General features: G+C 55.5%; 26 protein-coding genes and 1 riboswitch. Of the genes, 12 read left to right on the top strand and 14 right to left on the bottom strand.

What is annotated here, in order from left to right; all coding sequences use genetic code 11:
* Nucleotides 1–11: 11 nt before the first annotated feature.
* The 14 genes from pduP to pduA are packed head-to-tail and all read right to left on the bottom strand — an operon-like array spanning nt 12 to nt 10,815.
* The gene (pduP, locus tag IP582_RS16635) at nt 12–1,403 is read right to left on the bottom strand and encodes a CoA-acylating propionaldehyde dehydrogenase PduP (protein WP_193793854.1); all 1,392 of its coding nucleotides are present in this window, start codon (nt 1,401–1,403) and stop codon (nt 12–14) included.
* The gene (gene pduO, locus IP582_RS16630) at nt 1,403–2,407 is read right to left on the bottom strand and encodes a two-domain cob(I)yrinic acid a,c-diamide adenosyltransferase PduO (protein ID WP_193793853.1); all 1,005 of its coding nucleotides are present in this window, start codon (nt 2,405–2,407) and stop codon (nt 1,403–1,405) included. The genes pduP and pduO overlap by 1 nt, the downstream gene beginning before the upstream one ends.
* 9 nt (nt 2,408–2,416) lie before the next feature.
* Nucleotides 2,417–2,692 (bottom strand): EutN/CcmL family microcompartment protein, encoded by a 276-nt coding sequence (locus IP582_RS16625; protein WP_193793852.1) that lies wholly within the window; start codon nt 2,690–2,692, stop codon nt 2,417–2,419.
* Nucleotides 2,693–2,695: 3 nt separating this feature from the next.
* Entirely contained in the window at nt 2,696–3,187 is a 492-nt protein-coding gene (pduM, locus tag IP582_RS16620) for a PduM family microcompartment protein (RefSeq protein WP_193793851.1), read from the bottom strand.
* Nucleotides 3,184–3,816, bottom strand: a complete 633-nt coding sequence (locus IP582_RS16615) for a phosphate propanoyltransferase (RefSeq protein WP_193793850.1) — start codon at nt 3,814–3,816, stop codon at nt 3,184–3,186. The genes pduM and IP582_RS16615 overlap by 4 nt, the downstream gene beginning before the upstream one ends.
* Nucleotides 3,817–3,818: 2 nt before the next feature.
* Complete coding sequence (locus IP582_RS16610; RefSeq protein ID WP_193793849.1) at nt 3,819–4,310, bottom strand: BMC domain-containing protein; 492 nt, start codon at nt 4,308–4,310, stop codon at nt 3,819–3,821.
* A gap of 22 nt (nt 4,311–4,332) precedes the next feature.
* Nucleotides 4,333–4,608 carry a propanediol utilization microcompartment protein PduJ gene (pduJ, locus tag IP582_RS16605; protein ID WP_041851911.1) on the bottom strand — a complete coding sequence of 92 codons (276 nt, stop codon included), beginning with the start codon at nt 4,606–4,608 and terminating at the stop codon, nt 4,333–4,335.
* Nucleotides 4,609–4,640: 32 nt separating this feature from the next.
* Nucleotides 4,641–4,979, bottom strand: coding sequence for a glycerol dehydratase reactivase beta/small subunit family protein (locus tag IP582_RS16600; RefSeq protein WP_041851910.1), 339 nt, complete (start codon nt 4,977–4,979; stop codon nt 4,641–4,643).
* Complete coding sequence (locus tag IP582_RS16595) at nt 4,969–6,801, bottom strand: diol dehydratase reactivase subunit alpha (protein ID WP_193793848.1); 1,833 nt, start codon at nt 6,799–6,801, stop codon at nt 4,969–4,971. Before IP582_RS16595 ends, IP582_RS16600 begins: the two co-directional genes overlap by 11 nt.
* 15 nt (nt 6,802–6,816) lie before the next feature.
* Nucleotides 6,817–7,344, bottom strand: a complete 528-nt coding sequence (pduE, locus tag IP582_RS16590; protein WP_108701002.1) for a propanediol dehydratase small subunit PduE — start codon at nt 7,342–7,344, stop codon at nt 6,817–6,819.
* Between the two features lie 12 nt (nt 7,345–7,356).
* A complete protein-coding gene (locus tag IP582_RS16585; protein ID WP_041851907.1) occupies nt 7,357–8,028 on the bottom strand; it encodes a propanediol/glycerol family dehydratase medium subunit in 672 nt (223 codons plus the stop codon).
* Between the two features lie 10 nt (nt 8,029–8,038).
* A complete protein-coding gene (pduC, locus tag IP582_RS16580) occupies nt 8,039–9,703 on the bottom strand; it encodes a propanediol dehydratase large subunit PduC (RefSeq protein ID WP_041851906.1) in 1,665 nt (554 codons plus the stop codon).
* 18 nt (nt 9,704–9,721) lie between these two features.
* Nucleotides 9,722–10,534 (bottom strand): propanediol utilization microcompartment protein PduB, encoded by an 813-nt coding sequence (gene pduB / locus IP582_RS16575; RefSeq protein WP_071196325.1) that lies wholly within the window; start codon nt 10,532–10,534, stop codon nt 9,722–9,724.
* A complete protein-coding gene (gene pduA / locus IP582_RS16570; protein WP_041851904.1) occupies nt 10,531–10,815 on the bottom strand; it encodes a propanediol utilization microcompartment protein PduA in 285 nt (94 codons plus the stop codon). The genes pduB and pduA overlap by 4 nt, the downstream gene beginning before the upstream one ends.
* A 527-nt stretch (nt 10,816–11,342) precedes the next feature.
* On the opposite strand from pduA, the gene pduF reads away from it, so the two are divergent.
* From pduF to IP582_RS16510, 12 genes are all read left to right on the top strand, one after another.
* Nucleotides 11,343–12,152, top strand: a complete 810-nt coding sequence (pduF, locus tag IP582_RS16565; protein WP_041851903.1) for a propanediol diffusion facilitator PduF — start codon at nt 11,343–11,345, stop codon at nt 12,150–12,152.
* A 224-nt stretch (nt 12,153–12,376) separates the two neighbouring features.
* On the top strand, nt 12,377–13,288 hold the full coding sequence (gene pocR, locus IP582_RS16560; RefSeq protein WP_193793847.1) for a regulatory protein PocR: 912 nt from the start codon (nt 12,377–12,379) through the stop codon (nt 13,286–13,288).
* A 219-nt stretch (nt 13,289–13,507) separates the two neighbouring features.
* Nucleotides 13,508–13,685, top strand: a riboswitch (cobalamin riboswitch).
* A gap of 99 nt (nt 13,686–13,784) precedes the next feature.
* The gene (locus IP582_RS16555; protein WP_193793846.1) at nt 13,785–15,164 is read left to right on the top strand and encodes a cobyrinate a,c-diamide synthase; all 1,380 of its coding nucleotides are present in this window, start codon (nt 13,785–13,787) and stop codon (nt 15,162–15,164) included.
* Nucleotides 15,161–16,123, top strand: a complete 963-nt coding sequence (gene cbiB / locus IP582_RS16550; RefSeq protein WP_193793845.1) for an adenosylcobinamide-phosphate synthase CbiB — start codon at nt 15,161–15,163, stop codon at nt 16,121–16,123. The genes IP582_RS16555 and cbiB overlap by 4 nt, the downstream gene beginning before the upstream one ends.
* An 8-nt stretch (nt 16,124–16,131) precedes the next feature.
* Nucleotides 16,132–16,761 (top strand): cobalt-precorrin-8 methylmutase, encoded by a 630-nt coding sequence (locus IP582_RS16545; protein ID WP_193796297.1) that lies wholly within the window; start codon nt 16,132–16,134, stop codon nt 16,759–16,761.
* Nucleotides 16,761–17,900: a cobalt-precorrin-5B (C(1))-methyltransferase CbiD gene (cbiD, locus tag IP582_RS16540; protein WP_193793844.1), complete on the top strand. Its 1,140-nt coding sequence runs from the start codon at nt 16,761–16,763 to the stop codon at nt 17,898–17,900. The genes IP582_RS16545 and cbiD overlap by 1 nt, the downstream gene beginning before the upstream one ends.
* On the top strand, nt 17,894–18,499 hold the full coding sequence (locus IP582_RS16535) for a cobalt-precorrin-7 (C(5))-methyltransferase (RefSeq protein WP_193793843.1): 606 nt from the start codon (nt 17,894–17,896) through the stop codon (nt 18,497–18,499). The genes cbiD and IP582_RS16535 overlap by 7 nt, the downstream gene beginning before the upstream one ends.
* A complete protein-coding gene (locus tag IP582_RS16530) occupies nt 18,489–19,058 on the top strand; it encodes a decarboxylating cobalt-precorrin-6B (C(15))-methyltransferase (RefSeq protein ID WP_041851897.1) in 570 nt (189 codons plus the stop codon). The genes IP582_RS16535 and IP582_RS16530 overlap by 11 nt, the downstream gene beginning before the upstream one ends.
* Entirely contained in the window at nt 19,051–19,824 is a 774-nt protein-coding gene (locus IP582_RS16525; RefSeq protein ID WP_193793842.1) for a cobalt-precorrin-4 methyltransferase, read from the top strand. Before IP582_RS16530 ends, IP582_RS16525 begins: the two co-directional genes overlap by 8 nt.
* Entirely contained in the window at nt 19,805–20,860 is a 1,056-nt protein-coding gene (gene cbiG, locus IP582_RS16520; RefSeq protein WP_193793841.1) for a cobalt-precorrin 5A hydrolase, read from the top strand. The genes IP582_RS16525 and cbiG overlap by 20 nt, the downstream gene beginning before the upstream one ends.
* A complete protein-coding gene (locus tag IP582_RS16515) occupies nt 20,860–21,585 on the top strand; it encodes a precorrin-3B C(17)-methyltransferase (protein ID WP_193793840.1) in 726 nt (241 codons plus the stop codon). The genes cbiG and IP582_RS16515 overlap by 1 nt, the downstream gene beginning before the upstream one ends.
* Entirely contained in the window at nt 21,582–22,367 is a 786-nt protein-coding gene (locus IP582_RS16510; RefSeq protein WP_193793839.1) for a cobalt-precorrin-6A reductase, read from the top strand. The genes IP582_RS16515 and IP582_RS16510 overlap by 4 nt, the downstream gene beginning before the upstream one ends.
* Nucleotides 22,368–22,375 lie beyond the last annotated feature (8 nt).

The following is a 22,375-nucleotide window of genomic DNA, read 5'->3' as shown; positions in this document are numbered from 1 at the left end:
ATCGGCCTCAATTAGCGAATGGAGAAACCGTTGGTCAGTACGCAACGACGCGAACGGGCAAAGGTTTTTGCTGATGTCGTGCCTTCGCCGGTTGGTGTGGCGATAGTGAACGTGGTAAAGCCTTCACCGCCCACGCCAATCCCCGCATAAGACGGTCCGTTTTTCACAAAAATAGAGGTCTGCAGGCTGCGTGCGGCCAGGTTCAGTCGGGAGACATTTTGTGAATGCATCACCGCCGTGTGGTGCAAACCCTCCTCAACAACGAGGGCAAGGGCGAGGGCGGCATCAAAGTCGTTAACCCGAACGACAGGCAGTACGGGCATTAACTGCTCTGCGATAACCAACGGATCGTTGCCTTGTACTTCGGCTATCAACAGGCGAGGCGCTTTAGGCGGCACACTCAGACCGGCCGCTTGCAGAATGTGTGAAGGGCTTTTACCGACCAGTTTTTTATTGGCCACCCCATCCTGGATACAGACGGCACGCAGTTTATCGATATCCGCACCGGTAATGCGCAGCGCGCCAAATGCCTGCATCTGTTGCATCAGGCGGTCGGCAACACAGTCGACAACAATCAGACTCTTTTCTGCAATGCAGGGCAGGTTGTAATCGAAGGATGCGCCGTTGATGATGTCTTCCGCTGCTTTCACCAGATCGGCAGTTTCGTCGACGATACAGGGTGGGTTTCCGGCACCTGCGCCGATCACTTTCTTGCCACTTTTTAGGCCCATCAGCACAATGCCTGGGCCACCGGTAATCGCCAGCAGGGCGATTTTTGGATGTGCCATCATCTGCTGGGTGGCTTCGAATGTAGGTTCGGCAACGGTTACTACCAGGTTGCGAATACCCGTATGGCGAAACGCGATATCTTCAATCATGCGGATCAGCTTGAGCGAAACCTTTTTCGCACCCGGATGCGGGCTGAAATAGATGGTATTGCCTGCCGCCAGCATGCTGATGCTGTTGTTAATAATGGTTTCGGTCGGGTTCGTGCTCGGCGCAACGGAACCAATAACGCCAAACGGGGAATATTCGAATAACACCATGCCGCCGTCGCCGGTCAGCGCGGTGGTGGTGAGATCTTCTATACCCGGGGTGTTTTCCAACGCGGCTTTGTTTTTGAGAAACTTGTCTTCTTTGTTGCCCATACCGGTTTCTGTGGCGCTCTCTTCGGCCAGTTCGGCCAGATAGGGAGCCAGCTCATCACGAATACCGCCAATAATGGCGCTGCGGGTTTTTAAGGGACACTGTTGATAGCGCAGGAAGGCCTGGTGTGCTGCGTCGATAGCTTCTGATGGCGTGGCGAATACCCCTTTGGTGCAGCTCTCTTTTTTCTCTTGTGTAGGTGTGAGTTGTTCGCTCAGGATGGTGCGAATAAGGGTTTCAAGTTCGGTCGTGTTCATTATTTTTTTCCCATATTAATCGCCGCAAGTGCGGTCTGAGCAATGTCCATGTCTTGTTCAACGGAACCGCCGCTGATGCCAAGACCACCAATAATGTTGCCGTCACGCCAGATGGGGAAACCGCCTCCAAAAGTGACAACTTTGCCTTCCATGTGCGCCTCTAACCCATACAGCGCGCGTCCTGGTTGCACGGCGTCTGAAAGTTCGTGTGTGGCCGATCTCATCGCGACCGCCGTCCAGGCTTTTTTCGGTGCCAGGTCGCTACTGACCAGCAGCGCGTCTGGCATGCGCCAGGTCAGCATGCCGATGCCATGGGCGTCCACGACGCTTATCACCACCGGCACATTAAGCTCGCCAGCGCGTGTCATCGCGGCTTTGGCCAGTTGATGAAGGTCATGAAATGAAAGTGACATAGAGGTGCCTTTCGCCGGTATGGCTTGTGCCGCAGCGCGATAACGCGCCGCGACTTCGTGAATGACTTTTTCCTGGTGCGCCAGATGGTCTTCAAGGCGGGCCAGCGCGTACAAGCAGTCGGAAAGGCGGTTGATATAGCGCATCAGCACCTGACGGACGTTTACCTGTTCACTTAACTCCACCAGGCGACGCTCGGCTTTGCGGGCCAGTGTCCGGGCAACATGCAAACGGGCTGCTGCTTCGCAGCGGCCTGGCAGCACAAAGCTGTGGACGTTGTCGACCTGGGACATCGCGTTGTCTATTACTTGTTCCAGCGCAGCAATATCTTCAGTACTGACATAGCGCTGTTTTGGCGAGGGTGTTTCGCTTTCACTCGCCAGTTCTGCGCTAAACCAGAAAATCTGCAGTTGCACCGCGTCCAGGAATGGCTTGCTGGCGGGGGCTTGCACGGCGCAGGCACAGAGACTCAACTGAGAGTTGAGTTCATCCAGCGTGCCGTATGCTTCGACGCGCGGATGGGTTTTGCTGACGCGCTGGCCGCTAAACAGAGCCGTCGTGCCAGCGTCGCCAGTGCGGGTATAAATGGCCATTATTCCTCCTTAGCGCGACAGGGTGTCGACAATGCCCACCACCGCCAAATCAATGGCTTCGTTCGGGCCGGAAAAAACATGCCTCGCACTGGAGCCACTGCTGAGCAGAACCAGTTCGCCGACACCTGCGCCAACGGAATCGATGGCTACTTCATCACCCTGTAATGGATTGGCGGGAAGTTCGTCGTCTGCCGTAACCCGCCGGACCAGCAGCAATTTTTTGCCCACCAGAGAAGCGGATTTTTGTGTCGAGACCACCGAGCCAGTTACCCTTGCGAGATGCATGCTTTACTCCTGCTTCACGAGTCGTATGTGTTGCGAAATCACTGCGTCACGGGCCAGTGCCGTGATAACCGTTTTACGTGAGACAGCAAGCCAGCACGCGTTGAGGCTAGCGACATCGCGGTAGCTCAATACTTTTGCCTGATGGATAACCACCGTGACTCCTTGCTCATCCATAAACGTCACAGGCAGTTTTGCCAGTGTTTTCAGGGGCAAGCAGGACAGCAGCCTGCTGTTTAACGTAATGCTCACTGACATGCCCAACGCCAGAGCTTCAAAAAGGTGTGCAACGGCAATATTGTCCTGAGCGCCGTCTGCCAGCGCCCCGAGAAAACACAGATCGATTTGTTGCACGCAGAGCGCGTCATGGTTCAGAAAAAACTTCATCACAGAAGCATGACGCAGCGCTTCCTGACTGAGCGTGAGGGTGTTGCCCTGCCTGGCCTGCAGGCGGGCAACGATCAGCCCGACGATGTGCGCTAACTGTTCACTGTTCATGCGCGTGGTACCAGGCGAGCGCGAGCGCCAGGTTCGTCTGCGCCACAGGCATTCGCTTCATCGGTATCGATATGCATTTCGAGAAGCAAACCCGGCGCCACGCGGATGGCGACATCATCAAAAATCACCCGGCGCCCGGTGCCTTCAATTGCAACGCAGACGTTATCACCATGGGAAACGCGCAGAACCAGGGCGTCCAGCGGCGACATATGAATGTGCCGTTGTGCGACGATGACACCGTTGGGTAAGTCGATTTCCGCATACGGACTCACCAGCCTGATCCCTGGTGTACCCGCCTGATTGCCGGACATCCGCAGCGGGGCGGCGATACCCAACATACGGGCGTCCGTACGAGAAATCTCGACCTGGCTGGCGCCGCGTAGTGGGCCAAGCAGGCGCACATTTTTTAGTTGCCCTTTTGGTCCTGCCAGCGTGACAGTTTGCTCTGCCGCAAAATAACCGGGTTGCAGCAACGCTTTTTTAATCGTCACCGTCTGACCTGGAAATAACCGCTCGAAATCCTCAGGTGAAAGATGGATATGTCGGTTCGATATACCCAGAGGGATGGGACGCGCACGCATCTCATCGAGAACCTGAGTGACCACATTTTCGACTAACTGTTTATCCATGTTTATTCCCCTCGCTGACCGCTATGAATACACAGCGAGCGTGGTTCCCCTTTCTGGCGTGGACACGTCGGGTCAAGGCAAAGATTGCAGGTCACCAGTTGAATCGCCGCCGATTCGGAAGCGGCGGATGTTTCTCCACGCAATGGCTGCACGTGCTCAATGCTCTGAACCGGTTTTTCCGTCGTTGTTATCGACACAGGGGGCGTTTCAGAGATGGCTGCACGCGTTTGCGCAGAGGCCAGAATCCCCTCAGCAGGCCGCGCAATGACCTTTTGTGCCACCAGCCCGTTACGCGTTTGCGCAAAGTTGGCACCAGTGATGATGGCCGACTGAACAGAGGCCACATCACCAGCGACTTTGATTACCGTCCAGCCAGAGCCATTGGTTTTTTCCATACCCAGCAGCGTGATGGAAGCGGCTTTCGCCATAACATCCGCGCAACTGATAGCCAGCGCCAGACCGCTAACTTCAAGTAATCCGAGTGATTGCTTCACGCTGTGCTCCTTTATCTGCCAGTCAGGCTGATTTCGGTAAAATGGCTTCGACGTCGCTGTGCGGACGCGGGATCACGTGACAAGATTTCACTTCACCCACCGCGCTGGCTGCCGCAGCGCCTGCGTCAACGGCGGCTTTCACTGCACCCACGTCACCGCGCACCATGACGGTGACCAGACCCGAACCAATTTTTTCGTAACCTACCAGTTGCACGTTGGCGGATTTCACCATGGCATCGGCGGCTTCGATTGCACCCACCAGACCTTTTGTTTCAACCAGTCCCAATGCGTTGTTCATACTGCGTTTCTCCTGTTTATGGATAAAAGTGGTTACCGGAACGGTATCCCCTTCACCAGTCTGGCGGCGTTATTACCTGCCTTGCGCCGGGACTGGAGGTCTTCATGAAGCATCAGCGTAAAAAGCGGCGCTGATGCGGGTAAATTTCGGTAATGGATAACCAGTTGCTGGTTATCGCAGGCGATGCCAACCAGCAGTGCTGACTGGTTGGCCGCCTGCCAGGCATGGGCGACGACATCAAGCCCGGAGGCCTGTTGCCAGCGCCAGGGAATACCTTCCTCTTCAATTCCCCACAGCACTTCCTGCCACTGCGGCTGGCACTCTGCGAGCGCGGTGATAACGATGACCGGACTGTCCTGCTTAACGTCCATTGGCATACTCCTTCTGCCAGGAGAGGATCAGCCCCGTTGCCACCGCGTTGCGTGGACCTTCAACGCCCCGGATATTTCCCCGTCCGGCCACCAGTCGGTAGTGGGCAAGGGCATCGGTGACGAGTTGCGGTATCTCGAAGTCGAGTGAGGAGCCGCCAACCAGCACCACGAATGGAATATCGCGGATATTTCCGGTAGGGCTTACCTGGCGCAGCGCGCGCAGGGCATTGGTGACAAACACGCGTTCTTTGGCGCTGCGGCGAATAATGCGTACTTTTTCCAGCACCATGTCTCCCGGCAGCGGTACCAACTCATCGGGTTTCACAACACACACGCGGGCAAACACCGCAGGTGGAAGAGGGGTCGGGAAAAACTGCACGCTGCCGTCTTCATGGCGCAGGTGAAATAGGCTTTCGACTTTCGCCAGCGGGTACTTTTTGATTTCCTCCGCAAGGTAGCGATCCTCGAGCCCCAGTTCGCGAGCGATGATCATCGTCACCATGTCTCCGGCTCCGGCCAGATGGGTGGCGGTAATTTGCCCCTGCGGCGTGATAATGGAGGCGTCGGTAGAACCGGCGCCAAGGTCAAGAATGGCCAGCGGCCTCGATGTGCCCGGCGTGGTGAGCGCACCAAAGATAGCGGCTTCTGCTTCTGCACCGCCCACCTGCACATCAACGTGTAGCTTTTGCTCAATTTCGCGGGCAATCATGGCCATCTGTAGGCGGTCCGACTTGACCATCGAGGCGATGCCAACGGCTTGTTCGAGGGAGAACTCACCCGCCAGCCCCCCTGTCACGTTGACCGGGACAGCGGTATCGACAGCGAGAAGATCCTGAATAAATACATCGCTGCTGGGTTTGTTGGTGAGCTCAGCCATGGTCTGGCGGACATGTTCCAGCATGCCGCCGATATTGGTGCCAGCCTCGCCGGTGACGTTATCCAGTGTTGGACATTCATTCACCGCTTTCATGATGGCATCGGCCCCGGCGGCAACATCGACCTTGAGCGTTCTGCCTTTGGCGACTAACTCAATATTCCCTGCGGGGATTGAGCGGGCTTTGACATCACCGGACGGTGTTTTCACGACGACGGCGGAACGGTTGCCAATCAGCGCCCTGGCCACGGGCACGATGTTGCGTGTCTCATCAGCGCTCAGGGAAAAGACAGTGGCGATGCCGTAAGGGTTAGAGAGACTTTCGATAACCTTGCCCGGCATCGCCACTTCAACAGCGGCGAGCATCCCCATCGGAATGCGCTCGATATACAGCACTTCGTCAACGATGGGGACAGGGCGCTCAAGGCGGTTATTGACCAGTACGCCATCGTCGCGCTGCAAAATGATGCCGTTGATGTGATAGCCGACTCGCGTTGAGGCGTTAACCATGCGCGCAACATCGGAAAAATCGAATGCAGCGGAAACAACCAGAATATAAGGTTGATCCGCTGGACGCGTCAGAAGCTCTTCCGGTGTGATAGTGATACCTACCCCCAACCCTATACCGCCGGGTGTTTTCGGGTTATGGCCTATCATTGTTGATTCGGTAATGATGGTTTCCGTGATGGTTTCCATCGCTACATCACCGATCACCGGTGTCGCTTCGTTAATACGAATAAGCGAAATATCGCTGACAGAGATACCCACATTGGCGACAACTTTGTTCAGCGCTTCCTTAATGCCGAATACATTGCGCAGTGTGCCTTTAATACCCGTCGTTTCCGCAAGCGAACTGCTCACAATGTTCAGTGCGCCAGTCTCATCCATGGTGGCCAGTGCCACCTCGGTTGACGAGTTACCTATATCAATGCCAGCTATATAACGCATAAGTCATCCCTGTGATTAATCGTCGCCTTTAAGTTTCTTGCGTTCGACGTAAAGCACTGCCGCTTCACGTACAAATGCTGCGCAGATTTTTGCTTTGTAGTGGCTTTCCAGATCCTCTGCGATATCCAGCAATTCTTGCCTGGTTGAACGGTAGGGACGCAGCGCGTTGTAAATCTCCAGGATACGGTCATCCGGTACGGCGGTCAGTTCCGCCGCGCGCTCGAAGTTCATAGCCAGCCGGTCACGCCCTGCATCTTTGGCGATAGACGCCTGGATACGCAGGGTTTCCGGGGTGATACGCATATCCTGTGCGGTGATTTTCCCGTCCAGCACACTCTCCAGCGTTAACTCATCCAGGGTTTTATTGGTGGATGTTTTCACCCACTCCGGATGTTTATTCGCCAGCGGGTAATCGCTAACTTTGGCCTGGTGCGTGGTGCCGCCTGATGGCGCGGTTGGCGCCGTTACCGGGGCTGCCCCCTGCAGGCTATTCATACGGCTCAGCACATCACGAACCATTGATTCAATTGCGTCAGAATTCATGGTGTTGTCCTTTTAAAGCGCAACGCGCAGCTCTTGCGGGTTTTTCCCGGTCACGACGTATTTGGTCTCTTTGATATGCAGAATGGCGGACTTGGCCTGATATTTCGGACGCGCCATCTGATCGTTCAGCGTCGGCACAGGCTGCGGCGATTCGCGTTTCGCGTATTGCGCGGCGTTTTTGCCAATCTGACGATAGGTTTCAAGCGTCAGCAAAGGTGCCTGCGGGAAAAGTTCCAGGTTAGAAAGCGGCGGTAATCCTTGTTGGTGAATGACCGTTGTGCCTTTTGACTGAATACCCACAGAGATGCCCGAGCCGCTAAGACGGTTACCTTCCACGGCGACGAACGCCACGTCAGACGATTTGAAACAGCGAATCACGCGTGCTTTCACGCCTTCTTCTTCAATGCCGGCAATCACCTCGCGCAGGATGCTCTTGTGCGGTAAACCGACGATGTTCACGGTTTGCGAAAGACCGAAAGCAGGACCAACGGCGATGATCACTTCATCCTGTTGGGTGCCGGGTTTCGCTTCGCCAATTTCCGTCAGAAAGCCGCCCTCAGCCGTTGCTGCAGGTTTTGCGGTACCGCCAGGTTGGGCGCTAAACGAGACTTTTTTATCGCTGGTTTGCATCTCTGCCAGCACATCTTCGATGATCTGGCGCAGCAATTTTTCGTTGATTTCCATCATTCACCCCTTAGCCCAATTCGTTCGGATCGAGTGCGCCCGGGATATTTTTGATCTCTTCCCAGCGTTCACCTTGCAGGCGATAACCTGTTGCCGGACCGGCATAGTCGTTTACATCGTTTACCGCTGAGAGCACCAGCCCATCGCCGACGATGATGGCCGAGGTATGCAGGTAGTCACCGGTCAGTTTGGCTTTTTGAATGTTCAGCATGTCTTGCGCGACATCTTTAAAGCCGCCCTGGGCCAGGGCTTTCACCACTTCGAGACCGTTACGGTTCTTATTGATGATCTCCTGGGCGAATTTGATGTCTTCGACGATATTGCGCTCTGGCATATCTTTTGAGCCGTGGGCGTAGGTTGCCGCTTCCACTTCTTCGTCAGTGATAGGGGGTAATCCCATTCCTGCGAAGACGGCCTGCAAAGCACGAGCCGCTTTGTTGCGAATGGCGATGACATCTTCTTCACGCACCGGACGTAAACCGCCGTCAACTTTCAGGTCACGCTGGATAACGTTGTAATCGTCAAAGTCTTCCGCATCTTCGTTGGAGCCTGCGAACATGTTGTCGTAGTTCGGCACAGCGGAATAACCGGAGGAGATAAAGTCAGTACCCGGTAAGAACTGCATTAGCAGACGGGCGGTACGGCGCATATCCGAGTGGGTAAATGTCTGGTCATTACTGGAGGCGCACTCCAGATCCAGGGCGGCACAAATCAGGTTTTCGGCAAGAATGGCGCGAATCCCTGACGGCACGGCAGAAGGCACACCCACACAGCTTACCGAGCCGTTTTGCAGACCCTGAACACCGGCGGCTTTAGTGATGTAAATGCAGCGTGCTTCCAGATACAGCATGGATTTACCTTCGGCATAACCCATCTGAACTTCTGACCCGGAGCCGGAGGTGAAGCGCATTTTCAGGCCACGCGAGGCATAGGAAGATGCCAGGAAACCTTTTGACCACGGGGTATCATCGCCGTCGGTAAACACAGGCTCAGTACCATAAACCGAGATGGTTTCCGCATAGCAGGTGTGGCCGAGCATCCCCAGTTTCAGTTCGGTTGCTTCTTCCAGTGAGCATTGGGTTAATACGCCAGGGCGACCAACCTGTGAACCGACTAACAGTGCGATGGCATTGAAGGGGGCATAACGGGCGACCGCGACGGTGGTTTCCTGTTCGTCGAATCCACGGAACGCACCTTCGGCGGCATCAGCGGCAATTTGCACCGGGTTGTCTTTAACGTTAGTGACGTGCGCCTGCTGTGATGGGGTACGACGTGCGCGCATTTTCTGCATCGACATCATCATTTCCACGACATTCATGTGCGACACCACTTCGACGATTTTTGCCGGCGTCATTGCGGTGGTGAGCGGCACAATGTCGCTGCGCTTAACGTTAGGATCGCAGAGCATGTTGGCGAGCTTGACTGAGTCCATCGCCATCACTTCTTCCGCGCGATCCAGGTTGATACCGTAGCGGGCAATAAAGTGGTCAATCAGGTCAAATTTACTGGCGGGTTTACCGTCCAGTTCAGTAACCACGCCGTCGACAATGCGAATAGAGGGTTTGGGATCGTTCGGGCTTTCCATTGCGATAAAGCCTTCTTCAATCCACTCCTTCACAAAGCCGTCCTGGTTAACAGGGCGTTTCGCCAGCGCTTCAAATCGTTTCGATCTCATGAAACAGCCTCTCTGTTATCAGATGTAGGACGGGCGGTCGTTTTTCGGCTCAGACCCCATTGTGCCCAGTACGGTTTTACCGATTTCCCGTGCAGAAATGACGGCCTGACGTACAGCGCCGGAGTCACCGGAGATGACCAATATGGCTTCGTTGCTGTAGCTGGTGCCTTTTGCCGGGGAGCTATACGCCACCACTTCCACATTGGCAGATTTCAGTGCCGTATCGGCCATTAACACGCCGACGGAGGCTGGTGCGCCAACAATCACGCCGCAGGCACGGCCAACCGGCGCGCCGAACGCTTTTTCCAGCGCGTAACTGGCGCGAGCGGTGTATTGCATTTCGATGTGGCCAGCTTCGTTGGCATAAACATCGCCGAAGGTGCGGTCGAGTTCTTTCAGCGCAACCTCGATGGCGCGTTTGACGTCGGAAACATCATTACCGCCAAACAGGATCAGTGAGCCGTGGCCCGCACCGCCTTTGGTATCACGCGGTAATTCGATGCTGATCACTTCGGTGTTAGTTGCTTTGACGGCTTCATCCGCCGCCATGATGTGCGGACCTGCGCCAGTACGTGCGCCGAGTATGCCGATTGAGCGGTAGCGCTTTTCCAGCTTCATTGCATCAAGCAATGCGCTATCGACGTTCGCGATCACCAGACCAACGGTGTCGCCAATCGCCGTACCAACAAATTCCGTTAAACTGCAGCTTTTTTCTGCCATAGCCGTCTCTCGTTTGGGATGGGTTACAGTGGGGGAGGTCGCAGGTGTCGGTGAAGACACTTTGGCGATCACCTGAGCCATGATCTGTTCCACCAGGTCATTGCTACTCATTGGCTAATTCCCTTAGGTAAGATTTTTTCAACATCAGTGTGCGGACGCGGGATGACGTGTACGGCTTTCACTTCACCCACCTGAGCGGCTGCGGCAGCACCTGCATCCGTTGCTGCTTTCACGGCGCCAACATCGCCGCGAACAATGACTGTCACCAGGCCAGAACCTATTTTCTCGTAGCCCACTAACATGACATTGGCGGATTTCACCATTGCATCTGCGGCTTCAATTGCGGCTGTTAAGCCTTTGGTTTCCACCATTCCTAATGCTTCTTGTTGCATAAAAACCTCGATAAGGTTGTCCCGATTTTTGGACTATACAAATAAGCGAGGAAAAAGAATGGCTGTCTTTAAATTACATTCGGAACTTCCTGGTTTAGTTAAGTGAAATAATTGCTTTTATAATTCTTATGTTTATGATTTTTAATGGTGTTTTATTGGTATTGGCATGGCAAAATATTGCTATGTCAATTTCACATTTACATTTTTGATAATGACTTTATAAAAGTGATGTGATATTTGCGCGGGCGAAATCATTCTGTGAGCAATGCTGTAAAACGACACACGAAAAATAACAATAATTTGTTATTTCAATAAAACGAATAATAGTGAGTGAAATAGGGCTCAGCTCCATATTCATTTAGTCTGAATGGCAAAATATTGTTATTGAGAGGCGATTTTTTTGACGTTTTTACCCTGAGGTTGCCAACACTTTTCAATATCGCATTCCTATAGTGAGCGGCGTTGTACTCTGCTGCCAGCTTCAGGCGTGCTGGTGAGATCGTGACTCTACCTGGAAGGTGACACAAATGAATGATTCACTTAAGGCACAATGCATTGCCGAGTTTTTAGGCACAGGGCTGTTCTTGTTCTTCGGAATCGGCTGTCTGTGCGCCATGAAAGTTGCCGGGGCTACGCTGGGGCTATGGGAGATTTGCATTATCTGGGGGCTGGGCATTTCATTGGCCGTATATCTGACCGCCGCAGTGTCCGGTGCGCACCTGAACCCCGCGGTTACCATCGCCTTGTGGCTGTTTGCCTGCTTCCCTGCTCGTAAGGTGGTGCCGTACATTGTGGCGCAAGTTGCGGGTGCGTTCGGTGGGGCCGCGGTCGCCTATTTGCTCTATCACAGCGTGTTCATTGAATATGAAACCGCTCATCATATCGTTAAAGGCAGTGTGGAAAGCCTGCAACTGGCATCGTTATTCAGCACTTATCCGGCTGCCGCGCTGAGTATCTGGGAAGCGGGCCTGGTTGAAATTATCATTACCTCAATCTTGATGTGTATGATCATGGCGCTGACCGATGACGGCAATGGTGTGCCACGTGGTCCTTTAGCACCGCTGTTGATTGGTGTGCTTGTGGCGGTGATTGGTGCGGCTACCGGGCCATTAACAGGATTTGCGATGAATCCGGCGCGTGATTTTGGCCCGAAATTGTTCACTTTCTTCGCGGGTTGGGGAAACATTGCGTTTACGGGGGGCCGCGATATTCCGTATTTCCTCGTACCGATTATTGCACCCATTATTGGGGCTTGCGGAGGGGCTGCCTGCTACCGTTATTTGATTGGCAAAAACCTCCCTTGCAATGCCTGTAAGCTGGAAGAGAGCAAAAGCTGACGCCTCCTCGAAATAGCGTCTTGAAATAAATGTCCGAAGATTATTTATTTCGTGATCTGCTTTCACGAACGCACGAAATCGTCTCCCAGGGATGGGAGACTTTTGTTATCTTGAATTCAGCCTATGGTCATTCAGTGTTATTGATTGTCATTTAATATGAATGATGTGTAAACAATATAGGTTTGTTTATAACAATAAATTAAAATTAACTGAGAGGTTTTATCATGATTTCTGCGAGTGCACTAAACTCCGAACTCATTAATAAAATCGCCCAGGATTTTGCACAAGCCACCGGTCTGGCCGTTGTTGTCGTTAATATCCACGGCGAAGAAATTTCCGAGCTTTTCAACTTCACACCCTTTTGCCAGCTGATGCGTCAGAACCCGCAACACAGCGCGCGGTGTCGTATGAGCGATCGTTGTGGCGGCTTCGAAGCCTCTAAATCCAACCAACCCTGCATCTACCGTTGCCATGCCGGGCTTACCGATTTTTCTATTCCGTTGGTCATTGCCGGGCACCTGGTCGGGTTTGTACTGTGTGGGCAGGTACGTTTGCGTGAAGGCGATAGTGTTGAACTCGTTAATATCCTTAACATTGACGATCGCTGGCAGGCGGATCAGAAATTGATGGATGAGTTTCTGAACGTACCAGAGATGGATTACTCGCGGGTCATTGCATCAGCCGATCTGCTTAAACTGATAGTCGAAAATTGCCTCAAAAAACAGCTCAATTTCGTCGTTATTAAAGATCAGCAACAGGCGCAGGAGGCGGGGCGAACGAGTCGAAATCAGGGGCCGCATGACAGTAAGATGAAGAAGGCGTTGCGCTATATTGATGCCCATCTCTCTGATGAGTTGCGCCTCGAAGACGTGGCGGCGCATGTTTATCTTAGCCCGTATTATTTCAGTAAGCTGTTCAAAAAATATCAGGGAATTGGCTTTAACGCCTGGGTCAATCGCCAGCGTATGGCCAGCGCAAAAGAAATGCTGTGTCACAGTGACTGGAGTATCGCCAGCATCGCGCGCAATTTAGGATTTTCTCAAACAAGTTATTTTTGCAAAGTATTTCGCCAGACATATCAGGTGACGCCACAAGTTTTCCGCCTGCAGAATAATGCAAACTATGACGGCGATTAAATTTCCGATAACAATATTTTGTTATTCCTAAAACCAATAAAATTGCCTGAAAGACCGTCAAAATAAGAGATTAGAGAAAAGGCCGAACAATAAATTGTTATAGCGCAACAAATTATTGCCGATGCAGGGATAAACTGAACCAGTTTTTATTTCCCTGATGCGATAGATTGCAGTCAGGAGAAAAATCACTTTTTCAGCAATATGCTGTATGAGTGAAACGAATAATGAAGCCAACAGGTTTGCCGCAAATTATCGCGGCTGGGAAGGGGGTGAGAATCCCCCGCAGCCCCCGCTGCTGTGATGCTGACGACCCCGTAATCACCACTGATCGCAAGATTGGGAAGGACGGGCGAGGACGACGCTAAGCCAGAAGACCGACCTGATGGTTACTCTCAACAACTTCGGTGGGAAGTCGGTTGCTCAGACGCGTACAGTCATTGACTGGGACTACGCACAGCCTGACACAGCCTTTCCACCCTTAACGGGGCTTTAAGGTATGTCTGACGGGCGTCGCGCCTTTATCCTTGCCGGTACCGGAAGTGGCTGTGGTAAAACTACCGTCACCCTCGGCCTGCTGCGCGTTTTACAGCAGCGCGGTATGCGGGTACAGCCATTTAAAGTCGGCCCGGACTATCTCGATACCGCCTGGCATACCGCCGTAACGGGCGTGGAATCCCGCAATCTTGACAGCTTTATGCTGCCTGCCCCGACGCTGAACGCCTTGTTTAACCAGCAAATGCAAGCCGCCGATATCGCCGTAATTGAAGGCGTCATGGGCCTTTATGATGGCTATGGCACTGACCCTGATTATTGCAGCAGCGCCGCACTGGCAAAACAGCTTGGCGTACCGGTCATCTTACTGGTCGACGGAAAAGCGGTGTCGACCTCTATCGCCGCCACGGTGATGGGTTTTCAACATTTCGACCCTGCGCTCACTATTGCGGGTGTTATTGTTAACCGCGTCAACAGCGACAGCCATTACCAGTTGCTCAAACACGCTATCGAACGCTATTGCGGCATTCCTGCGCTGGGCTACGTGCCCGTGACGGCCGGAGTGGCATTGCCGGAGCGGCATCTGGGGCTGGTCACCGCACGTGAATCTGTCATTGACTCCCTATCCTGGCGTGATTTTGCCGGGCGCATCGCGCAAACGCTGGATATCGATAAGCTGCTTTCGCTGAGCACGCTCCCATCATTACCCGAGGGGCAATGGCCCGCTTTACCGGCGCGTGACGAAGGGGAAGGGATAACGCTCGCGCTGGCCGATGACGAGGCATTCAACTTTTATTACCCCGATAACATAGAACTGCTTCGCAATACGGGTGTGAAGATTGTGCGCTTTAGCCCGCTGCACGACGCAAAATTGCCCGAATGCCAGATGCTCTGGCTCGGCGGCGGCTACCCGGAACTCTACGCTTGCGCCCTTTCTGCTAACAGGCCCATGCTTGACGCTATCCGTTCGGCGCACCAGCGTGGTGTGGCGATCTACGCCGAGTGCGGCGGCCTGATGTATCTCGGCTCTACGCTTCGCGATGCCGCAGGTGACATTCATTCTATGGTGGGCGTGATACCCGGTCACAGCGAGATGGGAAAACGCCTGACCCGCTTTGGCTATTGTGAAGCCACCGCCAGCCAGCCCATGCTGCTTGCCGATGCAGGCGAGACGCTGCGCGGCCATGAATTCCACTACTCCGATTTTACCCCTGAGCAGGATGCGGTCATGCAGTGCCGGAAAACCCGCGATGGCAGGATGTTGTCCCAGTGGCAGGGCGGCTGGCAGGTGGGCAACACCTACGCCAGCTATCTGCACATCCATTTTGCTCAACGCCCGACCATGTTGAGCCGTTGGATCGCCGCCGCAAGGAGCGTGTTATGACGATCCTTGCCTGGTTTGTCGCTTGGCTTCTTGACCGCTGGCTGGGTGACCCTCCGCACTGGCCGCATCCGGTCCGCTGGATCGGCGCACTGATTACGCTGACACAGCGTGCCGTTCGCCGGGTCTGCCATTCCGATACCGCCTTGCGTATTGGTGGCGGGGTGATGTGGCTGGTGGTCGTGGGTATGACCTGGAGTGTGGCATACGGCGTGCTGGTCTGCGCGCAAGCCATCCATCCATGGCTCGGTTGGTGTGTGGAGGTGTGGATGATCTACACACTGCTGGCGGCGCGTTGCCTGGCAGATGCGGCACGGGAAGTAGAGCACGCCTTGCGCCACGGCACTCTTGCCCAAAGCCGGGAGAAACTCTCCTGGATAGTCGGGCGCGACACTTCGCAGCTACAGCCACCGCAGATCACCCGCGCGGTCGTGGAAACCGTGGCAGAAAATACGGTGGATGGCGTTATCGCCCCGCTGTTCTTTTTATTGCTGGGCGGCGCGCCGCTGGCGATGGCCTACAAAGCGGTAAATACCCTCGATTCGATGGTGGGCTACAAACACGAAAAATATCGTGCCATTGGCATGGTGAGCGCGCGTCTGGATGACGTGGCCAACTTTATTCCGGCCCGCCTGAGCTGGCTACTGCTGAGCGTTGCCGCCTGGTTTTGCCGCCTGAACCCGGCACGGGCATTGCGTATCGGCTGGCGCGATCGCCGCAATCACAGCAGCCCCAACTGCGCCTGGCCGGAAGGCACCGTTGCGGGCGCGCTTGGCGTGCAGCTTGGCGGCCCAAATGACTACTTCGGCCAGCGCGTCGAAAAACCCTGGATTGGCGATGAGACTCGCGCCATCACCGTTGAAGATATTACGCAAACCATACGCCTGATGTGGGTAGCCTCCACCCTGGCTCTGGCCATATTTGCGCTTACGCATGTTACGCTCGCAGGAGCAGCAATCTGATGAAAACAATGGATTATTTGCAGCAACCCCAGGCCATTGAAGACAAAAGTTTTGTCATTATTGGCGATATCATTCGCGAAACGCGGCCTGATTACCGTTTTGCCAGCCCTCTGCACGAAGCCATCATCAAACGAGTGATCCACACTACCGCCGATTTCGACTGGCTGGACATCCTGTGGTTTTCCCCGGATGCCCTTGAAAGCCTCGGCAGCGCGATTCGCAGCGGCTGTACGCTTTATACCGACACCACCATGGCCCTTTCCGGGATAAACAAAACTTTGCTGGCAAAATTTGGCGGCGAGGTGAAGTGCTACATCAGCGACCCGCGCGTGGCGCGTAAAGCAAAAGAGGCGGGGATCACCCGCTCGATGGCGGCGGTGGATCTGGCGCTCAGCGAAGAGGGCGAAAAAATCTTCGTCTTCGGTAATGCCCCCACCGCGCTGTTCCGCTTACTGGAGCAAAACGCTCAGGTGCGTGGCGTGGTTGGTGTCCCGGTCGGGTTTGTCGGTGCGGCAGAATCGAAAGATGCGCTGGTGGAAAGCGGGTTGCCGGGCATTGCCGCGCTGGGGCGTAAAGGCGGCAGCAATGTGGCGGCGGCGATCGTTAATGCCTTTTTATATTTCATGCGGGAGGCGTAATGAGCGAAGAGACATTCGACGCCCCGGTGTGGCACAACGGCAAAGCGCTACGCAAAGGTTATACCACCGGTTCCTGCGCAACGGCGGCGGCAAAAGTCGCTGCGCTGATGGTCCTGCGCCAGCACATTATCCATCAGGTGTCGATTGTCACGCCCTCTGGCGTCACGCTGCGTCTTAACGTTGAATCACCGCATATTGAAGGCCATCAAGGGATTGCCGCTATCCGTAAAGACGGCGGCGATGATGTAGATGCCACCCACGGCATGCTGATTTTTGCGCGTGTCACGCTGAATGATGGCGGCGAGATTGTGCTGTCCGGCGGCGAAGGCGTAGGCACCGTGACCCGCAAAGGGATTGGCCTGCCGGTTGGCAGCGCCGCCATTAACCGCACACCGCGCCAGACCATCGAAGCCGCTGTACGCGAAGTGATCGGTCCTTCGCGTGGCGCCGAAGTGGAAATTTTCGCGCCCGAAGGGGAAGAACGGGCGCAAAAAACCTACAACAGCCGGCTGGGCATACTTGGCGGTATCTCGATTATCGGCACCACGGGTATCGTCACGCCGATGTCCGAAGAGAGCTGGAAACGCTCGCTTTCTCTGGAGCTCGAAATCAAACGCGAAGCCGGGCTGGAGCGGGTTGTGCTGGTGCCAGGCAATCACGGGGAGCGCTTTGTCCGCGAGCAAATGGGGCTTTCCAGCGACATCGTAGTCACCATGAGCAACTTCGTGGGCTACATGATTGAAGAGGCCGTTCGCCTCGGTTACCGGCAAATTGTGTTGATTGGCCATCCGGGCAAGCTGGTAAAAATCGCCGCCGGGATTTTCCACACCCACAGCCATATCGCCGATGCGCGCATGGAAACGCTGGTGGCGCATCTGGCGCTGCTTGGCGCACCCCATGAGTTGTTGCAAAAAGTCAGCGAGTGTGACACCACCGAAGCGGCGATGGAGCACATCGACGCGGCGGGATTCGGCCATCTGTACGACCATCTGGCGCAGCGTATCTGCCAGCGCGTCATGCAGAACCTGCGCTTTACCAAAAATCCCCCCCAGTGCGACGCCATTATGTTTTCGTTTGATAACCACATCCTCGGCACGAACCGCCCGTTCCAGGACATTGTGGAGGATTTGCAATGTTGACCGTCGCAGGCATGGGGCCTGCCTCACTGGCCTTAATGACCCCCATGGCGCTGGATGCTGTCGCGCAGGCGGATGTCCTGGTCGGTGGTAAACGCCATCTTGAGCAGTTCCCTGATTTTGTTGGCGAACGCCGTGCGCTGGATGCCGACATCCCCGGATTAATACGCTGGATTGCGCAGCGGATGCATCAGCGCGTCGTGGTGCTGGCATCCGGTGATCCGCTGTTTTACGGCATTGGCAAACGTCTGGTGGCCGAGTTCGGCATAGAACAGGTGCGCATTATTCCGGGCATCAGCGCTGTGCAGTATCTGTGCGCGAAGACCGGCATCGATATGAATGATATCTGGCTGACCAGCTCCCACGGGCGCGATGTGGATTTTGACGCCCTGGCCCGTTCCCCTAAAACCGCGATGGTGACCGATGCCCGCTGTGGCCCGCGGGAAATTGCCGCCGCCCTGGTGGCGCGCGGTGCGGGAGAGCGCTGGCTGGTGATTGGCGAAAATCTGGCGATGGACAACGAACGCATTCACTGGCTGCCCGCTCGTGATGTCCAGGCGCAGTATGAGATGAATGTCGTGGTGATCCTCAATGAAAGATGAACTGTTTTTGCGCGGTGAAAGTGTCCCGATGACCAAAGAAGTGGTCCGCGCGCTGGCGCTCTCGCGGCTGAACTTATCCGCTGCCCGCCATTTTATTGATATCGGCGCAGGCACAGGCAGCGTCTCGATTGAGGCTGCCGTCTGCCACCCGCAGTTGCAGGTGACCGCCATTGAACGCAATCCGGCGGCGCTGGGGCTGCTGGAAGAGAACTGCCAGCACTTTGGCTGTCGCAATATCACCATTGTCCCGGGCGTGGCGCCGTTATTTGTCGAACAGCCCGCCGACGCGGTCTTTATGGGCGGCAGCGGTGGCAACCTGACCCAACTGATTGACTGGTCTTTGGCCCAACTGCTCCCCGGTGGCCGCCTGGTGATGACCTTTATTTTGCAGGAGAACCTCAGCAGCGCGCTGAGCCACCTCGCTACCTGCCAGGTCGCCGCACTGGACTGCCAGCAAATTCAGGTTTCGCTTCTTCATGCGCTGGGCAGCGGCCACTACTTCAAACCGAATAACCCTGTTTTTGTGATTTCCTGCGAGAAGGAAGAGTCTCATGGCTGAACAATTTGATACGCAAACCGTCTGGTTTGTCGGTGCTGGCCCCGGTGACCGCGAGCTTATCACCCTGAAAGGATACCGCCTGTTGCAGCAGGCACAGGTCGTCATTTACGCGGGCTCGCTCATTAATACCGAGCTGCTCGAATACTGCCCGCTGGGCGCCGAGTGCCACGACAGCGCCGAACTGCACCTGGAGCAGATCATCGACCTGATGGAAGCCGGTGTGAAAGCGGGCAAAGTGGTGGTGCGCCTGCAAACCGGTGATGTCTCCCTTTATGGCTCCGTGCGTGAACAAGGAGAAGTGCTGACCGGGCGTGGTATTCAGTGGAAGGTCGTTCCCGGCGTGAGTGCCTTCCTCGGGGCGGCGGCAGAGCTGGGTGTGGAATACACCGTGCCGGAGGTGTCGCAGAGTTTGATCATCACTCGCCTCGAAGGGCGTACCCCGGTCCCCCCGCTGGAACAACTGGAATCCTTTGCCAGCCACCAGACTTCAATGGCGATTTATCTCTCTGTACAACGCATCAATCGGGTTGCTGAGCGTCTGATCGAAGGCGGTTATCCGGCAACCACGCCCGTGGCAGTCATTTATAAAGCCACCTGGCCGGAAAGCCAGACGGTGCGCGGGACCCTTGCGGACATTGCTGACAAGGTGCGCGATGCCGGGATTCGTAAAACCGCACTGATCCTCGTTGGCGCATTTCTTGGCGAGGAGTACCACTACTCACGTCTTTATGCGGCGGACTTTAGCCATGAATACCGTAAAGCCTGAATCCATTGCGCTGTTCTGCCTGACGCCGGGCGGTGTTGCCCTGGCGAACCGGCTGAAACTGGCGCTGCCCATGACCTGCTACACCAGTGAGAAATTGCTGGAAGAGGGGTTTGTACCTTTCGATGGCGGCTTTGCCCCTGCGTTGCGTGATGCCTTCACCCAACACTCGGCGCTGGTATTTATCGGCGCGACGGGGATTGCCGTACGCGTGCTGGCCCCGTTGGTGAATGACAAATTCAGCGACCCGGCGGTGATTGTTATCGATGAGCGCGGACAGCACGTCATCAGCCTGCTTTCTGGCCATTTTGGTGGGGCAAATGCGCTGGCTCGCTATCTTGCGGGCGTGCTGGGCGCAGACCCGGTGATCACCACGGCAACGGATGTCAACGAACTGGCGGCGCTCGATACGCTGGCCTGTCAACTGGATGCGCGCATGGAGGATCTGCGTGCAGCAGTAAAGACAATCAACCACTGGCTGGTCAGCGGCGAACGTATTGGCCTGTGGTGTGAAGACGCCTTGCGCGAAGAAGTCGAACGCTGCGACACGCGCGGGTTTATTCCGGTGACATCTCTTGATGATCTGCCCGAGCTGACGGCGCTGATCTGTGTGACCGTGCACGCTGCGCTGCCCGAACTCCCGGTGCCGGTCTACAAACTGGTTCCCCGCCGTGTGGTGGCAGGAATCGGTTGTCGTCGCGATACCCCGTTTGCGCTGGTGTCAGGGCTGCTTAAGCAACAGTTGCAGGTACACGCTTTCGACCCGCTGGCGCTGCGCGCCATAGGGAGCATCACATTGAAAGAGCATGAGAAAGCGCTCACGCAACTGGCAGAAAGCCTGCGTGTGCCGTTTGAAATTTTTACCGCTGATGCCCTGCGTCAGCATGAGCATCGTTTCCCTGCCTCTGACTTTGTGCGTCAGACCACCGGCGTGGGAAGCGTATCCGGACCCGCAGCCTGGCTGATGAGTCGTGGGCAACTGGTTGGCGAGACTCTGCGTGAGCAGGGCGTCACTATTACTTTGGGAGTTTCACACTGATGTTAACCGTTATCGGGATTGGCCCTGGCTCACAGGCAATGATGACCATGGAGGCGATCGAAGCCTTGCAGGCTGCGGAAATCGTGGTGGGGTACAAGACCTACACTCATCTGGTGAAAGCGTTCACGGGCGACAAGCAGGTGATCAAAACCGGCATGTGCAAAGAGATTGAGCGTTGCCAGGCGGCGATTGAACTGGCGCAGGCCGGGCATAACGTGGCGCTTATCAGCAGCGGCGATGCCGGGATTTACGGTATGGCGGGGCTGGTTCTTGAGCTGGTCAGTAAACAGAAACTGGACGTGGAAGTGCGTCTGATCCCCGGAATGACCGCCAGTATTGCCGCGGCGGCGTTACTCGGCGCACCGCTGATGCATGACTTCTGCCATATCAGCCTGAGCGACTTGCTGACCCCGTGGCCGGTCATTGAAAAACGGATTGTCGCCGCCGGGGAAGCTGACTTTGTTATCTGCTTCTACAACCCGCGTAGCCGAGGCCGCGAAGGGCATCTTGCGCGTGCATTTGAACTGCTGGCGGCCAGCAAAAGCCTGCAAACCCCGGTGGGGATTGTGAAATCCGCCGGACGTAAAAAAGAAGAGAAGTGGCTAACCACCCTCGGCGAGATGGACTTTGAACCGGTCGACATGACCAGCCTGGTGATTGTCGGCAACAAGGCCACCTACGTAGCGGATGGCTTGATGATTACGCCGCGAGGTTACGAGCTGTGAGGCCAGGCGACGTACTGGTGATCGGCGGGACCAGCGATGCGCGGGCCATTTGCCAGCAGCTCGACGCCGCCGGGGTGCGCTACACCCTGTCGGTGGCAACCCCCACCGGGCAGCATCTGGCGGGCGATATTCGCGGCGAAGTGCGCTGTGGGCGGATGGATCCTGACGCCATGCTGCGCTGGCTTACCGATAACCAGACCCGCTGGGTGGTGGATGCGTCACACCCTTATGCCGAGGTCGTCAGCCAGAACATTGCCGGGGCCTGTCGGCAGGCGCATGTGCTGTTAAGCCGTTACCAGCGTCCCGAACAACTGCCGGAACTGGAACATCCCCTGTTGCACAAGGTCGCCTCGATTGATGAAGCCTGTAAAGTCGCACGCGGACTCGGGCAGCGCGTGTTGTTGACCACTGGCAGTAAAGACCTGGCGCTCTGGCGTGCGGGGCTTGGGGAGAAGACCCTGCTGGCACGGGTGCTGCCGGTTGCCGATGTGATGGCGCAGTGCGCCGAGAACGGTTTTGGTGTTGGCGAGATCTACGCCATGTGCGGGCCGTTTAGCGCAGAGTTCAACGCCGCCTTCTACCGGCAGTGCCGCGCTGACGTGATGATCACCAAAGCATCCGGTGCGGAAGGCGGCTATCAGGAAAAAGTTCAGCCGTGTCTGGACGCAGGGATCCCCTGCATTGTTATTACACGCCCGCAGCCTGCGGTTTCGGGTGAGGAGCTACTGGAAAGCCTGGATGCGTTTTCGCAGCGACTGCTGCGCTGGCTTGCTACTCAGTGAGGAAAAGA

It is taken from the genome of Citrobacter sp. BDA59-3 (assembly GCF_015167655.1).
Taxonomy (GTDB): Bacteria; Pseudomonadota; Gammaproteobacteria; order Enterobacterales; family Enterobacteriaceae; genus Phytobacter; species Phytobacter diazotrophicus.
Note: the sequence above shows the minus strand (reverse complement) of the source record. Positions and strands in the feature narration are given on the sequence as shown.

Bases quoted from the DNA above. Each gene is read 5' to 3' on its own strand.
- IP582_RS16515 (WP_193793840.1), top strand. From the start codon at position 20,860: ATGTTAACCGTTATCGGGATTGGCCCTGGCTCACAGGCAATGATGACC.
- pduC (WP_041851906.1), bottom strand. From the start codon at position 9,703: ATGAGATCGAAACGATTTGAAGCGCTGGCGAAACGCCCTGTTAACCAG.
- pduJ (WP_041851911.1), bottom strand. From the start codon at position 4,608: ATGAACAACGCATTGGGACTGGTTGAAACAAAAGGTCTGGTGGGTGCA.
- cbiG (WP_193793841.1), top strand. From the start codon at position 19,805: ATGAATACCGTAAAGCCTGAATCCATTGCGCTGTTCTGCCTGACGCCG.
- pduO (WP_193793853.1), bottom strand. From the start codon at position 2,407: ATGGCCATTTATACCCGCACTGGCGACGCTGGCACGACGGCTCTGTTT.
- IP582_RS16530 (WP_041851897.1), top strand. From the start codon at position 18,489: ATGAAAGATGAACTGTTTTTGCGCGGTGAAAGTGTCCCGATGACCAAA.
- IP582_RS16600 (WP_041851910.1), bottom strand. From the start codon at position 4,979: ATGGACGTTAAGCAGGACAGTCCGGTCATCGTTATCACCGCGCTCGCA.
- cbiD (WP_193793844.1), top strand. From the start codon at position 16,761: ATGAGCGAAGAGACATTCGACGCCCCGGTGTGGCACAACGGCAAAGCG.
- IP582_RS16545 (WP_193796297.1), top strand. From the start codon at position 16,132: ATGGATTATTTGCAGCAACCCCAGGCCATTGAAGACAAAAGTTTTGTC.
- cbiB (WP_193793845.1), top strand. From the start codon at position 15,161: ATGACGATCCTTGCCTGGTTTGTCGCTTGGCTTCTTGACCGCTGGCTG.
- IP582_RS16535 (WP_193793843.1), top strand. From the start codon at position 17,894: ATGTTGACCGTCGCAGGCATGGGGCCTGCCTCACTGGCCTTAATGACC.
- pocR (WP_193793847.1), top strand. From the start codon at position 12,377: ATGATTTCTGCGAGTGCACTAAACTCCGAACTCATTAATAAAATCGCC.
- pduE (WP_108701002.1), bottom strand. From the start codon at position 7,344: ATGAATTCTGACGCAATTGAATCAATGGTTCGTGATGTGCTGAGCCGT.
- pduM (WP_193793851.1), bottom strand. From the start codon at position 3,187: ATGAACAGTGAACAGTTAGCGCACATCGTCGGGCTGATCGTTGCCCGC.
- pduP (WP_193793854.1), bottom strand. From the start codon at position 1,403: ATGAACACGACCGAACTTGAAACCCTTATTCGCACCATCCTGAGCGAA.
- IP582_RS16525 (WP_193793842.1), top strand. From the start codon at position 19,051: ATGGCTGAACAATTTGATACGCAAACCGTCTGGTTTGTCGGTGCTGGC.
- IP582_RS16615 (WP_193793850.1), bottom strand. From the start codon at position 3,816: ATGGATAAACAGTTAGTCGAAAATGTGGTCACTCAGGTTCTCGATGAG.
- pduA (WP_041851904.1), bottom strand. From the start codon at position 10,815: ATGCAACAAGAAGCATTAGGAATGGTGGAAACCAAAGGCTTAACAGCC.
- IP582_RS16555 (WP_193793846.1), top strand. From the start codon at position 13,785: ATGTCTGACGGGCGTCGCGCCTTTATCCTTGCCGGTACCGGAAGTGGC.
- pduB (WP_071196325.1), bottom strand. From the start codon at position 10,534: ATGAGTAGCAATGACCTGGTGGAACAGATCATGGCTCAGGTGATCGCC.
- IP582_RS16625 (WP_193793852.1), bottom strand. From the start codon at position 2,692: ATGCATCTCGCAAGGGTAACTGGCTCGGTGGTCTCGACACAAAAATCC.
- IP582_RS16585 (WP_041851907.1), bottom strand. From the start codon at position 8,028: ATGGAAATCAACGAAAAATTGCTGCGCCAGATCATCGAAGATGTGCTG.
- IP582_RS16595 (WP_193793848.1), bottom strand. From the start codon at position 6,801: ATGCGTTATATAGCTGGCATTGATATAGGTAACTCGTCAACCGAGGTG.
- pduF (WP_041851903.1), top strand. From the start codon at position 11,343: ATGAATGATTCACTTAAGGCACAATGCATTGCCGAGTTTTTAGGCACA.